The sequence below is a fragment of the Nostoc sp. NMS8 genome (assembly GCF_017115045.1).
Lineage (GTDB): Bacteria > Cyanobacteriota > Cyanobacteriia > Cyanobacteriales > Nostocaceae > Nostoc.
Genome location: NZ_JABXKK010000093.1, coordinates 110,097 through 124,934, shown reverse-complemented (window position 1 = coordinate 124,934; position 14,838 = coordinate 110,097). Strand labels below are relative to the sequence as shown.

The following is a 14,838-nucleotide window of genomic DNA, read 5'->3' as shown; positions in this document are numbered from 1 at the left end:
TATGAAATTAAACCTACATATCAACTTATCAAGGCTAATAAATGACAAATGACCAATGCACAAATACTTCTCTACGAGAGGCTGCGCCAACGAGACGCTACGCGTAGCTTGCTTCCCCGCAGGGGTACGCTCAGTATAAGTGATAAATGACAAAGGACAAATGACGAAGGACTAATGACTAATGACAAAATCACAATGGGAATGTTTTTTGCAGAATCTCGGTGTTTGGGAAGGTTCATTTACCAATTTTTCTCCCCAAGGAATACTTTTGAACGATACTCCTAGTTGTCTTTCCCTAGAACATTTGAATAATAGCCAGAAAGTGCGTCTGACTCTGAGTCGTTCGGGACAAGATGTAATTAGAGATTTTAGTTCTGTGGGAGGGGGTCTGCTGTTTTTTGAAAATGGTTCATTTTCTGAAGGTTTAATTCAGCTAGGGCCATTTTCCGAATTTGGTGGAGAACTCGCCTTTGTTCATGAAAATCGCCGCTTGCGTCTGGTGCAACTCTTTGATAATATCGGTCAGCTAAAAGAACTCATCTTAATTCGAGAACATCTCGCCAGAACGCCAGCAGCAGAACGTCCACCCTTGCAGATAAATGATTTGTTGGGAGAATGGCAGGGCGAAGCAATTACAATATATCCAGATTGGCGTTCGTCTGATACTTACTCTACAACCTTCAAATTACAACTTGATGATACTGGGCGATTAATTCAAAATACCTCGTTTGCAGAACGCACAATTACCTCAACTGGTAGCATCAAAGGCCCCATTGTTCTCTTTGACCAAGACCCCCAAAAGCAGGTACAAGTATTATTTTTACCAGATGGCGCTTCTGCAACTTCTCCTCTCAAGGTGCAGTTACGCCAACCATTTTTTCTGGAAGTGGGTTGGTTAATCCAGCCAAATCTGCGCCAGCGAATGATTCGCAGCTACAACGATAAAGGCGAATGGGTTAGTCTAACGTTAGTTACTGAACAAAGAAAGCTTTAACTCATCCCCCGGCTTCAAGTCGGGGGGAAGTCGAAGTCGTTAGTCATTAGTCATTAGCAATTTAACTGTTCCCAAAATGCGGGTAATGATAAAACTTTATTTATGCGTATTCAAATAACTGTAGTTGCGATCGCAGTAATGTTAGTAGGTGGGCAAAATCTCGAAGCCATTGCAAACTCGCAATTTTCTACTGAGGATGGCGTAGAACCTACTTTACAGATAGAGGGAGGATATGCAAAATCTGGTGATTATATCAGTTCAACTCCAGTAGATACTCAGTCTGTGGAGTTTTCTCAGAGAATTGTCAAAGATATTCAGATTCGTTTTGTAAATAACAAAGATCAGTTACTCGATGACAAAGGTCAGCCGATTAAAGGACGTACTCAAAAAGATTTTATCATTGGTCTGCTGAAACTCAAACCTGGTCAGGTATTCCGTGAAGATTTACTAAAAGCAGACTTGCAACGGTTGAGAAGATTAGAGTCATTTAATGAAGTCAATGTTTATCGACAAGAAGACACCACAAGCGTTAATCTCATCTATGAAATCAAAGAGCGTGAATTCCCTGCTCTAATTTTCGGAGGCGGTAATAACGATGATGTCGGTCTATACGGTCAAGTAGGTTATAGAGATGCAAATATCAGTGGTATTAACGATAAATTAGATACAACCTTGCAAATCAGCGGTAAAGATGTCCAATTTCATGGTCAATTCACTAGTCGTTATCGTCCTGAAGAACCAAACCGCTTAGGCTACACCATCAGAGGTTTTCGTAGTCGTAATATATCGGGAACCTTCAACGAAGATATCAGATTGTCTAACGGGGACAGAGTGCGCGAGGGAAGGTTTGGCGGTTCTGTAGGAGTTTTAAAGTCTTTTGATGAGTGGGATACAGCTATAAGTCTTAATTATACGAGGATTAGCCTACGCGATCGCGAATATAACGTTGCACAGATTGATAGATTAGGGAGTCCTTTATCTGTGAGCGGTACTGGTATTGATGACTTATTTACCGTATCATTTGCTGTATCCAGAGATCAACGCGATCGTCGAAACAATCCGACTCAAGGCTCAATCCTCACCCTCAGCACAGAACAAGCGATTCCCATTGGACTGGGCAATATTTCCAGTAATCGCCTCAAGGGAGATTATATTCAGTATTTCCCAGTTAGTTGGATTGGTAACGGCAAACCAACCGACAATCCCGAAATGTTAGCGATTAATTTCCAAATTGGTACGATTATCGGAGACTTTCCACCAGCTGATGCTTTTAATATTGGTGGACTAGATTCTGTCAGGGGTTACGGTTATGGAAAAGTCGCCAGTGGTCGGAGTTATGGTTTAGCTTCGGTGGAATATCGTTTCCCAATCTTTCAGTCAATCGGAGGAGTTCTGTTTACTGACTTCGCTTCCGATTTCGGATCTAGCGACAGCGTACTAGGCGAACCAGGAGTACTGCGAAACAAACCTGGAAGTGGCTTTGGTTACGGCTTAGGATTGCGAGTTAATTCATCCTTTGGGTTGATTCGAGGCGACTTAGGAATTAGCGACCAAGGAGAAGTTAGATTGGAAGTTACCACAGGTCAGCGGTTTTAATAGTAATATGACTAATTTACAAGTTGCTGATAAAGAGTTTTTACACCTCCCGATTATTGATATTAACGCCTTAGTTTCTGGAAAAGGCGATTACTATTCCGTAGCATCACAAATCAACCAAGCGTGTCAAGAATCAGGGTTTTTCTATATTATCGGGCATGGCGTGGATGAAAACTTGCAGCAGAGACTCGAAGAAATCAGCCACCAGTTTTTCGCCCAGGATTTAGAAACTAAACTGAAAATCCGTATGGCTTTAGCAGGTATTGCATGGCGAGGTTATTTCCCCGTTGGTGGCGAACTGACATCTGGTAAACCCGACTTGAAGGAAGGTATTTACTTTGGTGCAGAACAGGGAAAAGAACACCCACTAGTGCAAGCTGGTACTCAGATGTATGGTTCCAATCTCTTCCCCGCCAACATCCCCCAATTTGGCGAAACAGTGCTTGAATATATGGAAGCAATGACAAACTTGGGACACACTCTAATGACTGGTATTGCCCTAAGTTTGGGATTGGAAGCATCCTACTTTGCTGACCGTTACACCTCAGATCCCTTAGTGTTGTTTCGCATCTTCAATTATCCTCCAAACTTGTCACCGTCAGATGGTGAGCCAATATGGGGCGTTGGCGAACATACTGATTATGGCGTTCTGACCATTCTCAAGCAAAATAACTCAGGCGGATTACAAGTTAAATCCAAGTCACATTGGGTTGCTGCGCCTCCCGTTCCCGGTTCCTTTGTGTGCAACATCGGCGATATGCTAGAGAAAATGACAGCAGGTTTGTATCGTTCTACGCCTCATCGCGTACAAAACCAATCGGGAAATCATCGCCTTTCGTTCCCGTTCTTTTTCGATCCCAATTTTGATGTCGAAGTGAAGCCGATTGAATTAGATCATATCGTGGCAAATGATCATAGCGATCGCTGGGATCAAGCTAACATTCATGATTTTCGCGGAACCTATGGTGATTACGTTTTGAGTAAGGTGTCTAAAGTTTTTCCAGAATTGCAGCGATCGCTATTATAGGGTTTGAAGCCATTTCTGTACGTCCAATGCGCGGAAGGGTAGGTGTACAAATTCCACAGCCCTAAAAAAGTGCTTCTATCCCAACTCCAGCAAGCATTTCACCTCATTAATTGCCCAAACATCATCCGCGCAACGTCTGAAACGCTTACAAAAAGTGGGTTTCAGTCTTCAATCTTTTCCGAACTCTTCCCAAAGGAATTTTCTAATGCTATGATTACCCTAAATTCGCGCAACCGCACCTTGAAAACTAAATATAGCTTGGCTTCCAGGCTGCCGCTATTGCAATTCAACAAAATCCCTATTAGGGATTGAAACTAATGCATCAGTGCTTGTGGGCTGCGCTAAAGGGGGCTTTCAAGGCTCTTTTACCCCTTTTTTAAGGGGGTCGCCGTAGGCGGGGGGATCTTAACCGAACCGTATTGCTCAAATTTTGCTTATAAATCCTTCAAACCCTGGCTGTGAAAATATCTTATAACTAAACTACTTTCCAATACAAAATTTACTGAAAATTCTCTCTAAAACTGATTCTGTTACTTCTTCTCCGGTAATTTCTCCTAAAGCTTGAATTGCACCTCTTAAATCAATTGTCCAGAAGTCAAGAGGGAACTGCTGGGCAATTGTTGCTTGTACCTGTTCCAAAGAAATTTTTGCTTGAGTTAAAGCTGCTGCCTGCCTTTGGTTAATGGCTAAATCCATATCAGCAGCTTGTACTTTTCCAGATTGAACTATCTCTAAAATTGCTATTTCTAAAGCATCAATACCTTGGTTTTGGGCTGCGGCTGTGACAATTGTGGATTTCGCAACTTGAATTTTAGATTGAATATTTTTTCTATCCTCTTCTTGTAATAAATCGATTTTGTTAATCACTACGATCAACGGACGGTGTTGCACCTTTTCGTAAATTTCTCGATCGCCTTCCGTCCAACCTGCGGAGGCATCGATGGTTAGCAAGACTAAATCAGCTGCATTGGCGGCACGATGCGATCGCTCAACGCCAATTTTTTCCACTTGGTCTGTTGTTTCCCGAATCCCCGCAGTATCTAGCACTTGTACAGGAATTCCCCCGACAACTAGCTGAGATTCAACTACATCGCGGGTTGTACCGGGTAAATCAGTCACAATGGCACGATCGCTACGACTCCAAGCGTTCAATAAGCTCGACTTACCCACATTCGGACGCCCAACAATTGCCACTTTTAAACCAGTGCGTAGCAACTCACCTTTGTCTTTGGTTTCCAATAATCTAGTTATTTCTGCGGCAATTTTATCGATTTCTGATATGATAAACTTATGATCCAACGGAGGTAAGTCTTCCTCAAAGTCAATCCGAGCTTCAATTTCTGCCAAAATATCCAAACAGTTAGCGCGTAACTGCCGAATCGGATGAGCTAATTTTCCTTGTAAACCAGCTAAGGCACTTTGAGCAGCTTGGGGCGATTTAGCTCCCACTAAATCAGCAATACCTTCAGCTTGGGTTAAATCCAATCTTCCATTCAAAAAGGCGCGGAGAGTAAATTCTCCAGGCTGCGCTAGTCTGGCCCCATTTTCCAAACACAGTTGTAATACTTGCTGCACTGCCATAATTCCCCCGTGACAATGGAATTCTACGACATCTTCACGGGTGTAAGAACGAGGTGCTTTCATAATCAGCAACAGGGCTTCATCCACTAATTGTTGCGTCTGGGGATGGCGAATGTAACCGTAGAGAATCCGGTGACTTTCCCAAACTTGTCGCCCTGGCGCATGAAAGAGACTTTGGGCTAGAGCCATTGCTTGAGAACCGGACACCCGCACAATACCAACACTACCCTGTTGGGGGACAACAGCAGTAGCGATCGCGGCTATAGTTCCAGTTGTAGCAAAGAGTTCTGACATGAGCGCCCTTGATAAGAGTTAGGAGTAAAAATCATAACTCATAACTCATAACTTTCTGAACGATAGGTATTTAGACTAATGAGATGGCAACTTGACAAGGTAAAATTTACCTGGAGGGTTATACCTGATAGTGAAGAGTTAGAGACGTAAATTATAACTCATAACTTTTAGAGAGAGGAATTTACTATGGAGCAAAAGATTAACTGCGCCCAAGCCTGTGTTAACGGATGTGTTTTAGGGGATAAATGCCCCAATATCGAGTTTAGAGAGGCAGCCACAAAATTTATTGAAGAGACTCCTTTAGACAAAATGCTAGAGTTGGCACAAGAACGTCTGCGAAAAAAAATGACGGAACCGCCAAAATGGGTTTTTCCTGAAGATCCATAGCATTCGGGGTATAAAATAATTCAGATGAAATAAAAGACAAAATTTTGTTTCATCGATGCGGTGTTGTACTCTCGAGGATAAGCTAAAAAATATCTAATTTGCATAATCGAATTAAACATAACTCTTGTGGGGTGGGTAACATGAGCGCCTATCTGATGCAATTTAAATATGGAAGAGCTTAACACACTCTACAAAAGTTACTCTTCATTAAAAAACCGTGTTCTTAAGTAGCGTTTATTCTTTGTAAACCAGTGTAAATATTGAAGCGTTCTCCGCGCAGAAATCCAATTAAGGTAATCCCGAATTCCTTAGCGACAGACACCGCCAAACTACTAGGAGCGGAAACAGAACAGACAATGGGAATTCCAGCAGTTGTAGACTTTTGCAAAATTTCAAAACTAGAGCGTCCGCTAACCAGGACAATACAATTATTTAAAGGCAACTCGTCACTAAGCAAAGCTGTACCAATCAATTTATCTAAAGCATTGTGTCGCCCAACATCCTCCCACAGGTTTAACAGTTGTCCTTGAGCATCGAAGAGAGCCGCAGCGTGTAAACCCCCTGTAGCAGTGAAGATACTTTGAGCAGCCCGAAGCTTGTCTGGTAAGCTATAGATAATCTCAGGTGTTACCGTTGGGCCAGAAGGAATCACTGGACATCCCCGGATACGCAAAGCCTCAAGGCTAGCTTTACCACACACCCCACAGGCGCTACTAGTGTAAAAATGACGCTCCAAAGGCTGTAAGTCTGGAATTAACCCATCCCGCAGTTCTACATTTACGATATTATAGCGCTGCTCACCATCTACCGATTCATCTACGCAGTAGCTAATACGTCGAATATCTTCCCTGCGGCTAACAACTCCTTCACTGTAGAGGAAACCAGCAGCTAGTTCAAAATCTGCTCCTGGTGTCCGCATAGTAACAGCTACCGTCTTCTGGAAAGGAACAAGACGAATCTCTAAAGGTTCCTCTGTAGTGAGATGATCTAAACGAGGATGTATTTGACCTTTTTCCATTACCCAAACAGTGGTTTTGGTTTTGCTTTTAGTTGGCATTGTCATATTTTTGGGAGTTGGTGAATTTAAATTTTGATACTACTCTGGAAACAGAGTAATGCTATTTGTATATCAGATGTCAGTTTTATGCTCACCAACTACTTTGTGCTGTTGAGTTAGATCGGCTAGATTGCTGTTTAGGAAGTAAAATGAACCTAAGATTTTTGGCTTTCAGCAAAATTTTATTTGCAATAGTCTTTGTAATTTCCCTCGGTTTTACAGGATATTTAGTGGGTGATAACATTAGTCAGAGAGTAATTGGAAAATCTCTTGCTAAACAAGTTATGCCTACCTCCACCGCCGGAAAAAGTTCTCGACTACAGAAACTTTTAAATGAGATAGTTGCAGAACAGCGAATTCCTGGCGCAGTAATGTATATTATTACACCTAAAGGCTCTTGGCTAGGAGCATCTGGTGTGGATGACTTGTCAAGTAAAACTCGGATGAAACCCACAGATGGCTTTTCTATTGCCAGCATGAGTAAAACTTTTGTGGCGGTGGTTGTGCTGAAGTTAGTGGAGCAAAGGAAGATAGAATTAGATCGAGCGATCGCAACCTACCTACCAACAGACATCACTCCTCATATTGTCAACAGCGACAAAATTACAGTTCGTCAACTGCTTAACCATACTAGTGGTGTTGCTGAATACCTAGAAACAAAAGAGTTTATTCAAGCTACTGCGAAAAGAAGTCGCTCACAGCCTTGGACAGCCAGAGAAGCTATTCAGTATATGTACCAGGAAGAACCGCAGGCAAATCCTGGAGAAAAATTTATTTATACTGATTGCAACTACATTCTTTTGGAACTGATTGTTGAAAATATCACAAAAGGAACTCTCGCCCAAGCAATCCGCAGTCAGATTTTAAAACCACTGGGATTAAAACATACCTTCACAGAACTGCGCGAATCGGCAATTGGAGAAGTCGCTACAGGTTATGGCGATCGCAATAAGGATGGTAAGCTAGATAGCTACGCCCAAGTCAATGATGGCAATGGTTTAGGAGATGGGGGATTAGTTTCAACAGCAGAGGATTTAGCCAAATTCGCCAAAGCATTATTTGTCAAAAAAACCTTACTTTCGTCGAAGATGATGAAAGAAATGCTGAAATTTAAAGATAATGGCGAAGGCTATAGCTATGGGTTAGGTGTCGAAAGGTTTTCATCTCCTTTAGCAAAAGCAATTGGGCATAGTGGTACAGCTTATGGCTTCGTAACATTGCTTGCATATTTACCCAATCAAGATACCACCATAATAGTGCTGTTAAACAATCAGAATGTTGATATTAAATCAGTAGCTAGGACAGGTCTGGAAGTTGTTGAAAATAAATGATAGTAGTTTGTAATTATGCTTGTAGGGCTGACATTATGTTTTTCGCCCTATTTGTATTTTTTGGGTCAATGTTCAGTTCTCAATAATTTGTGTTTCTAAGAAAGTAGCAGCTTAACTTAACTGTTAGCGCCAAATGCAACCCTAATGCATCCGGCAAAGCACTCAGGCAATAAAATTCTATTTCTTCTCTCTGGAAAAATTTAGAGTGTTCATAGTTTACCGCCGCAGGCATCGCTATACTAGAAACATAAATCTTATCTATTAACTGTAATGACGATCAAAGAATTACTATTACAAGAAATCGACAACACTCCAAACGAACTGCTAGAGGATCTACTTGGGTTTTTGAAATCACTTAAGACAGCCCCAAAACAGCCACTAGCCACATACAAAGAACTCTTAGAACGTATTGATTACCTAGAAACAATAGTAGGTATTCGTAAAGGACTAGATGAGTTTGCTCGGGGTGAAGGGATTCCTGCTGAACAAGCTTTGGCAACCCTACAACACCAACTTGGCATTCCGCCTCGCCCATCAGTTACCAGGTTCTCATTCAACCTACTGCCTTTCAAGAAATAGAAACATCCTATCGTTGGATGTGCGACAACCTGAGTGCTGAAATAGCCAACAACTGGTATTACGAACTTCAAGACGCGATCGCTTCACTTCAATAATTTCCTAATCGCTGTAGCATAGCACCAGAGGCAGCAGTCATTGGTCGTGAAATTCGACAACTCTGGATTGGAAAACAAAGAAAATATCGAGTTTTGTTTGTTGTTCAAGAAAATATTGTAGCAATTCTTCATGTTCGCAATAGTCGCCAATCTTATCTAGGTGAAGAATTTGAGTAAATTAAAGTCAGCGTTGCGATCGCTTCTTTGTCTGTGGGCAGAGCAACTGTCCATGCATCAGATACTAACTACTGAGATGCTTATATGTATTTAAATAATTTCTGATCTCTTTTGGTTGAGCTTCCATAATTTTTAAAGCAAGTCTACATACTTTAAATCGTATCTGGGTCAACACCCAATTCTCGCAGTTTTGCTGCTAGGCGTTCAGCACGTTGTATTTCTTGTTCAGCACGTTGTATTTCTTGTTCAGCACGTTGTATTTCTTGTTTGGCGCGTTCCGCTTCCCACTGGGCAATTTCTTCGGGTGTGGGCATTAACTGTCCTTCCGCATTGAAATAGCGTAATTGATTTTCATGAACGCCTAAGTACAAACTTAGCTGCTGACTCCACAACAATCCTTGTGGGTTGGGTTCTATAGGTTGATACGTACCACCCACCAAAATAAACCCAGCAAATTCTAGATTCTTGGGGTCAAACCAGAAATATTCAGGAGTGCGAAAGATATCTTGGTAAATTTGTTTTTTTAAGCCCTTGTCAATTGCTGCCGTTGACTTTGAAAGCAGTTCTATAATCAAATTCGGATATTTGCCGTCTTCTTCCCAAACAACCCAACTATCACGGGGTTTGCGTTCAGTATCCAATACAACAAAGAAATCTGGCCCCCGAAAGTCTTCGGATTTACGCTGGCGTGGACTATAATGAATGCTAAGATTGCCAGCAGCAAAAAAGTTGTCGTGGTCTCGCCACCACCAATCAAGGCATTTTATCAATAGCAGCATTTGCTGCAAATGTAGGTATGTTTCCAATGGTGGTTCGTTACTTTCTAAATCCCCTGGTGGAAATATAACATCTTCTGTGGTTTCAAAATCTTTGGCGACAGACATGGCTGCAAGTTTTGGAGTAATATTAAGTCGAGCGTAGCAGTCGGAAAGCGTTAATATTAGGTTTGCTTTTCTAAGCGTACTATTGCATTATAATCAGGAACCCCTTCAAGCGATCGCACAGAGTCAGAGACGTTACTTAGCTTTTACATACATCAAAGCAATCATTTTTGTAACTAGCAACTTAAGTTATTTATATCTGTCTTATGTAGTGATCCTATCCCTACCCTAAGTAGGGTTATCCATCTCTATTTGTTCGTTAAGTTGTATGAAGTACTGAAAGCAAATTTTCTCAGTAAGTAACTGAGGAAATCAGAATACCCTTAGCTTAGTTGGACTTTTTTATGACTTACACAATTGATGAAGCAACAAGACCAGCTTTAGAAATTTTTCAACGCTTTGATGTAGATACTCAGCTAGCCCTACTTTGGTTCGGTTATCTCGATCTTAAAGAGCAGCTACAACCAGCACCTCCTCAAAGCGTAGAAGTTCCTGCTAAAGCAGTCTTTGACAAATTTCTCGACTTGTCTAAAGAAGAGCAACTGCAAGCACAACGCGACATTATTAATGGTGCAGCTAACGATATCAGCCAAACCTATAATAGTCTAAGTCCCAATGCCAAATTAGACGTTTGGTTTCTGCTGGCACAAGGAATCGAGAATGGAAGCATAATTCCAGTGCCCTCCGACTATCAACTTCCTGGTGAAACGGATGAATTTATCGCATTGATCAAAAATCTGGATTTTGAGCAACGGATTAATTTCATGTTGAGTGTGGTGGAAGCGATAGGTTAGATAAGTCTAAAAACTCTCAATGGGTATCTAAAATTGGGGATAACTGATAGCAATTAAGCTAGATATGGCTGTTTTTGCTCTACTTTAATAGTGGTTAACTTAGAATTACCGCAGAGATGCTCATCTTTGCGGTAGTTTTGATGCAAATTTTATCAAGTAAAGACGCGATTCATCGCCTCTCTACAAATGGTCTATTTGTCGCATTTTTTTTCCAACCGCACGATCGCATTATAATCAGGTACACCTTCGAGCGATCGCTTACTCTTATCTAGTAGCACATTCCCTTCTGGCCAATGTACTTGCAAGTTTCCTGACTGAATTGGGGCAATATAGACTTGACATAACAACTCGCCTAAATCATTCTTAAGGATGACGCGATCGCGATCTTTTAAACCCAACTGTTCCGCATCAGCAGCATTCATTAGCACCGCCTCTCGCATCGCCCCAGTAATTGCATCCTTGCGTTCCTGCACCATACTATTAAATTGTTTGCCTCGGCGGGTTGCTAATAAAAAATAACCTTCTGGTAATTCTCTTTGGCGTGGCAATAATACGCCAAAGTGTGCTTTACCATCTGCTGTGGGGAAATTCCAGCCAAAGCATAAATGCGAACCACCATATTGAAACTGATCGCCAGCTTGCTGTAAATGTTGAATACCAGCATATTGGGGAACGACTTGAGCAATTTCTTGACGGATAGCAGCTGTATCGGCAAAAGCCAGCTTATCTGCCAAATCTGGTTTTACCCGCCTTGCCAATTCTAAAAACACTTCCCACTCAGGACGCGCTTCCCCAATGCGTGGCCCCGGAATTTCTGGACTGAAAATTACCCGGCGTTCGGTGTTAGTTTCTGTAACTCCTCCTGGTATTTCGTAGCGAGTCGTCGCAGGTAAAAGCACCACAGTATCAGCGGGTTCCACCAACATTTGGCTAGAGAGAACAATATCGATATGTACCCGCAGGGGTATTTGCTTCAGTGCCGCTTCCACATAATCTGGTTCTGGCAGCACTTCCAAAAAATTCCCGCCCACAGAAAACAATACTTCTATTTCTCCCTGATGTGCGGCGCTAATCATTTCTGGGGCAATTAAACCTTTACTTGCTGGCACTTCAAAGCCCCAATGTTGACTCAATTGGGCAGCATTTTCTGGGGTGATAGATTTACCACCAGGAAATACTGTCGCGTAACATCCCATCTCTGCACCACCCTGTACCCCAGAGTGGCCGCGAATTGGCATTAAACCGCAGCCTTCGCGACCGACAAAACCTTTGGTAAGAGCTAAGTTAATGATACTTCGCACATTATCTTCGCCGCATTCATGCTGAGTAATGCCCATACTCCAAACAAATACGGCTTTATTCGCTTCTTTGACCATTTTGGCAAAGGCGTACATTGACTCGCGGGATGTCCCAGAAAGCCGCTCTAATTCTTCCCAAGATTGGCTTTCTAAAGATGTTTTGAGTTCGGCAAAGCCAACTGTGTATAAATCTATAAATGACTGGTCTACCCAGTTGTTAGCAATAATATGTTTAATAGTGCCATTCAAAAATGCTATATCCCCGCCCATATTGATTAAGAAGAAGTCTTCGGCAAACTTTGTACCAAAAACAGCACTTTCGACAATTGAGGGAACCCAGTAGCGCTCCATTCCCGGCTCGCGGTAAGTGTTAATAACTACAATTCTAGTGCCAGCTTTCTTAGCGTAATGGAGATACTTGACGGTAACAGGCTGATTATTAGCAACATTCGAGCCAATAAAGACTAATAAATCAGTTCCAATCCAGTCTTTATAAGAACAGGTGGTAGCCGTAGCACCGAGAGCCGCTTTCAACCCTGCTGTACTGGGAGAATGGCAAATACGAGCAGCATTATCAATATTATTGCTTCCCATTGCCCGTACAGCTTTTTGGGTAGCATAATAAGTTTCGTTGACAGTACCGCGACTGGTAACATAGAAACTGAGACGGTCTGGTGTGGTAGTGCGGATGCGATCGCTAATTACCTCTAAAGCTTCATCCCAGCTAACACGGCGAAACCCTTTTTCCCCACGTTGACGAATCATTGGGTAAGGAAGCCGTCCCAAGTCGCGTAATTGGGCACTTTTTTGCTTTTGTAACTGTGAAATATCCTCTAGTAGCACAGGGTCAAAAGCTGGCATCGTATTCATCCGCAACAGCCGTAACCGGACATTGCAGAGATGGATACCATCTAAAGTCCAATCCTTCATCCCGGTTGTTCCAAGAGCGCAACCATCGCAGACACCTTTATCGAGAATATTCCACGCGTAGGGTAGTTTGTCGCGAGACAGCCACATTGCGCGAAATACCTCCCAGTAGTTATTGGGATACTGTTCGCCAATGCCAAAAGGCTTCCAACTTGCCCAATTTGAAGGTGTCCAGTTCTTTTTGGGTTTAGGTAACATGATACAGTGTGTGAGTTGCTGGGTTCTTCTAGGCTACCGTATTACGAATTACGTTAGCGTAGCACTAGCAAGTATTCGGGCATCATTACGAATTAAAATATGCTTTCCTCGGCTATTCTTTTTGATCTTGACGGGACTTTGACAGATCCTAAGCTTGGCATCACTGGTTGCATTCAGTATGCGCTCTCTGAACTCGGTTACAGACCACCGGATGCTGATGAATTACATTGGTGTATTGGCCCACCACTGAAAGATAGCTTTTCGCAATTACTCAATACCTTAGATGCCACAGTAATTGAACAAGCGATTTTACTTTATCGTCATCGCTTTGCAACAATTGGATTATTTCAAAACGCCCTTTATCCCCAAATTCCAGAAGTTTTAAAAGCCATTCGTTTTGCTGGTTATAAAACTTTTGTTGCAACTTCTAAACCATATATTTATGCAGCACAAATTATTGACTATTTTGGTTTATCGTTGCTTTTTGATGGTATTTATGGTAGTGAACTTGATGGAACGCGGAGCATAAAAGGTGACTTAATTCATCATATTTTATTAACAGAAAAACTTTTACCTTCTACTGTGGTGATGGTAGGCGATCGCTCACATGACATCATTGGAGCCAAGCGCCATCACATCGCTTCAATAGGCGTTACCTATGGCTATGGAACTGAGGAGGAATTGAAAGCTCATGGTGCTGACTTGATTGCCCATTCTCCAAGTGATATTCTCAGATTAATTAATTCGTAATAACGCTTCTGCGGACGCTCGATTACTCGCTACCGCTTCGCTAACGCTAACGTAATTCGTAATTCAAAATAATGCCACCATCTTTAACACTTTTCCATAGCTTACTTCTATTTAGTACTGCTTTTATTGCAGGTGGGTTAAATGCTGTCGCAGGTGGTGGAAGCTTTATCACGTTTCCAACTCTCATTTTTACGGGTGTACCGCCGATCGCAGCTAACGCCACCAATAATACTGCAATTTGGGTGGCTGCTCTAGCCAGTGCTGGAGCATATCGTCAAGATTTGGGCATCGATCGGCGAGATTTTTTACTTTTATGTGGTGTCAGTTTAGTTGGTGGCATGATTGGCTCTATCGCTTTGTTGTACACATCGCCAGATGTCTTTAAAAAGCTGATTCCCTATCTATTGCTGCTAGCAACAGTTGTGTTTACCTTTGGCGAACCGTTTAAAAAGTGGTTGCAGCATCGAAACCAGAATACATCACCGGAATCTGTGCCTTTGTTTAATTTGGCACTGGCTCAACTTGCGATCGCCATCTATGGCGGTTTCTTTGGCGCAGGTTTAGGGATTTTAATGCTGGCAACTCTGACATTTTTAGGTATCAAAAGTATTCACAAAATGAATGCTTTTAAAACATTTTTAGGGAGTTGTATCAATGGTATTGCCATTATTCCATTTATTTTTGCAGGTGTGATTGCTTGGCATCAAGCTATTTTGATGGCAGTCGGTGGCTCTCTTGGTGGTTACTTAAGCGCCCATTATGCTCGTCAACTTGAACCGCACTTAATTCGGAAATTTGTCATGATTGTTGCCTTTACGATGACTGCCTACTTTTTTATTCACGGTTAAGAACTGGGAACTACTCAGGGTGAT

13 protein-coding genes are annotated in these 14,838 nt (G+C 42.1%); 9 read left to right on the top strand and 4 right to left on the bottom strand.

Translation table 11 applies throughout. The annotated features are described in order from the left end of the window. Positions 1-181 precede the first annotated feature (181 nt). The 3 genes from HWQ39_RS21050 (at position 182) to HWQ39_RS21040 (ending at position 3,617) form a co-directional block, all read left to right on the top strand. Positions 182-994 carry a DUF3598 family protein gene (locus HWQ39_RS21050; protein WP_292849227.1) on the top strand — a complete coding sequence of 271 codons (813 nt, stop codon included), beginning with the start codon at positions 182-184 and terminating at the stop codon, positions 992-994. A gap of 102 nt (positions 995-1,096) precedes the next feature. Then, entirely contained in the window at positions 1,097-2,590 is a 1,494-nt protein-coding gene (locus HWQ39_RS21045) for a BamA/TamA family outer membrane protein (RefSeq protein ID WP_292849225.1), read from the top strand. 7 nt (positions 2,591-2,597) lie between these two features. Further along, a complete protein-coding gene (locus HWQ39_RS21040) occupies positions 2,598-3,617 on the top strand; it encodes a 2-oxoglutarate and iron-dependent oxygenase domain-containing protein (protein ID WP_292849223.1) in 1,020 nt (339 codons plus the stop codon). Between the two features lie 480 nt (positions 3,618-4,097). Here the strand turns inward: HWQ39_RS21040 and mnmE are convergent, their stop codons facing one another. Further along, positions 4,098-5,492, bottom strand: a complete 1,395-nt coding sequence (gene mnmE / locus HWQ39_RS21035) for a tRNA uridine-5-carboxymethylaminomethyl(34) synthesis GTPase MnmE (RefSeq protein WP_292849221.1) — start codon at positions 5,490-5,492, stop codon at positions 4,098-4,100. A gap of 186 nt (positions 5,493-5,678) precedes the next feature. Between mnmE and HWQ39_RS21030 the strand changes: the two genes are divergently transcribed. Continuing rightward, entirely contained in the window at positions 5,679-5,879 is a 201-nt protein-coding gene (locus tag HWQ39_RS21030; protein ID WP_292849219.1) for a hypothetical protein, read from the top strand. A gap of 223 nt (positions 5,880-6,102) precedes the next feature. Here HWQ39_RS21030 and fdhD read toward each other — a convergent pair whose 3' ends face one another. Next, entirely contained in the window at positions 6,103-6,942 is an 840-nt protein-coding gene (gene fdhD / locus HWQ39_RS21025) for a formate dehydrogenase accessory sulfurtransferase FdhD (RefSeq protein ID WP_292849217.1), read from the bottom strand. A gap of 143 nt (positions 6,943-7,085) precedes the next feature. On the opposite strand from fdhD, the gene HWQ39_RS21020 reads away from it, so the two are divergent. Next, positions 7,086-8,267, top strand: a complete 1,182-nt coding sequence (locus tag HWQ39_RS21020) for a serine hydrolase (RefSeq protein WP_292849215.1) — start codon at positions 7,086-7,088, stop codon at positions 8,265-8,267. Positions 8,268-8,537: 270 nt separating this feature from the next. Beyond that, on the top strand, positions 8,538-8,846 hold the full coding sequence (locus HWQ39_RS21015) for a prevent-host-death family protein (RefSeq protein WP_292849213.1): 309 nt from the start codon (positions 8,538-8,540) through the stop codon (positions 8,844-8,846). 424 nt (positions 8,847-9,270) lie between these two features. Here the strand turns inward: HWQ39_RS21015 and HWQ39_RS21010 are convergent, their stop codons facing one another. Continuing rightward, positions 9,271-10,002 carry a Uma2 family endonuclease gene (locus HWQ39_RS21010; protein WP_292849211.1) on the bottom strand — a complete coding sequence of 244 codons (732 nt, stop codon included), beginning with the start codon at positions 10,000-10,002 and terminating at the stop codon, positions 9,271-9,273. A 341-nt stretch (positions 10,003-10,343) separates the two neighbouring features. Here HWQ39_RS21010 and HWQ39_RS21005 point away from each other — a divergent pair, with 341 nt between their 5' ends. Then, the gene (locus HWQ39_RS21005) at positions 10,344-10,793 is read left to right on the top strand and encodes an orange carotenoid protein N-terminal domain-containing protein (protein WP_292849209.1); all 450 of its coding nucleotides are present in this window, start codon (positions 10,344-10,346) and stop codon (positions 10,791-10,793) included. 191 nt (positions 10,794-10,984) lie between these two features. Here HWQ39_RS21005 and HWQ39_RS21000 read toward each other — a convergent pair whose 3' ends face one another. Beyond that, on the bottom strand, positions 10,985-13,216 hold the full coding sequence (locus HWQ39_RS21000; protein WP_292849207.1) for an FdhF/YdeP family oxidoreductase: 2,232 nt from the start codon (positions 13,214-13,216) through the stop codon (positions 10,985-10,987). Between the two features lie 99 nt (positions 13,217-13,315). On the opposite strand from HWQ39_RS21000, the gene HWQ39_RS20995 reads away from it, so the two are divergent. Beyond that, positions 13,316-13,966, top strand: coding sequence for an HAD family hydrolase (locus HWQ39_RS20995; protein WP_292849205.1), 651 nt, complete (start codon positions 13,316-13,318; stop codon positions 13,964-13,966). Between the two features lie 71 nt (positions 13,967-14,037). Continuing rightward, positions 14,038-14,814 carry a sulfite exporter TauE/SafE family protein gene (locus HWQ39_RS20990; RefSeq protein ID WP_292849203.1) on the top strand — a complete coding sequence of 259 codons (777 nt, stop codon included), beginning with the start codon at positions 14,038-14,040 and terminating at the stop codon, positions 14,812-14,814. Positions 14,815-14,838: the final 24 nt, after the last annotated feature.

What these genes read in the sequence shown, in the direction of transcription:
- HWQ39_RS20990 (WP_292849203.1), top strand. Translation starts at nt 14,038, where the DNA reads ATGCCACCATCTTTAACACTTTTCCATAGCTTACTTCTATTTAGTACT.
- HWQ39_RS21045 (WP_292849225.1), top strand. Translation starts at nt 1,097, where the DNA reads ATGCGTATTCAAATAACTGTAGTTGCGATCGCAGTAATGTTAGTAGGT.
- HWQ39_RS21000 (WP_292849207.1), bottom strand. Translation starts at nt 13,216, where the DNA reads ATGTTACCTAAACCCAAAAAGAACTGGACACCTTCAAATTGGGCAAGT.
- HWQ39_RS21040 (WP_292849223.1), top strand. Translation starts at nt 2,598, where the DNA reads ATGACTAATTTACAAGTTGCTGATAAAGAGTTTTTACACCTCCCGATT.
- HWQ39_RS21010 (WP_292849211.1), bottom strand. Translation starts at nt 10,002, where the DNA reads ATGTCTGTCGCCAAAGATTTTGAAACCACAGAAGATGTTATATTTCCA.
- mnmE (WP_292849221.1), bottom strand. Translation starts at nt 5,492, where the DNA reads ATGTCAGAACTCTTTGCTACAACTGGAACTATAGCCGCGATCGCTACT.
- HWQ39_RS21015 (WP_292849213.1), top strand. Translation starts at nt 8,538, where the DNA reads ATGACGATCAAAGAATTACTATTACAAGAAATCGACAACACTCCAAAC.
- fdhD (WP_292849217.1), bottom strand. Translation starts at nt 6,942, where the DNA reads ATGACAATGCCAACTAAAAGCAAAACCAAAACCACTGTTTGGGTAATG.
- HWQ39_RS21030 (WP_292849219.1), top strand. Translation starts at nt 5,679, where the DNA reads ATGGAGCAAAAGATTAACTGCGCCCAAGCCTGTGTTAACGGATGTGTT.
- HWQ39_RS21050 (WP_292849227.1), top strand. Translation starts at nt 182, where the DNA reads ATGACAAAATCACAATGGGAATGTTTTTTGCAGAATCTCGGTGTTTGG.
- HWQ39_RS21005 (WP_292849209.1), top strand. Translation starts at nt 10,344, where the DNA reads ATGACTTACACAATTGATGAAGCAACAAGACCAGCTTTAGAAATTTTT.
- HWQ39_RS21020 (WP_292849215.1), top strand. Translation starts at nt 7,086, where the DNA reads ATGAACCTAAGATTTTTGGCTTTCAGCAAAATTTTATTTGCAATAGTC.
- HWQ39_RS20995 (WP_292849205.1), top strand. Translation starts at nt 13,316, where the DNA reads ATGCTTTCCTCGGCTATTCTTTTTGATCTTGACGGGACTTTGACAGAT.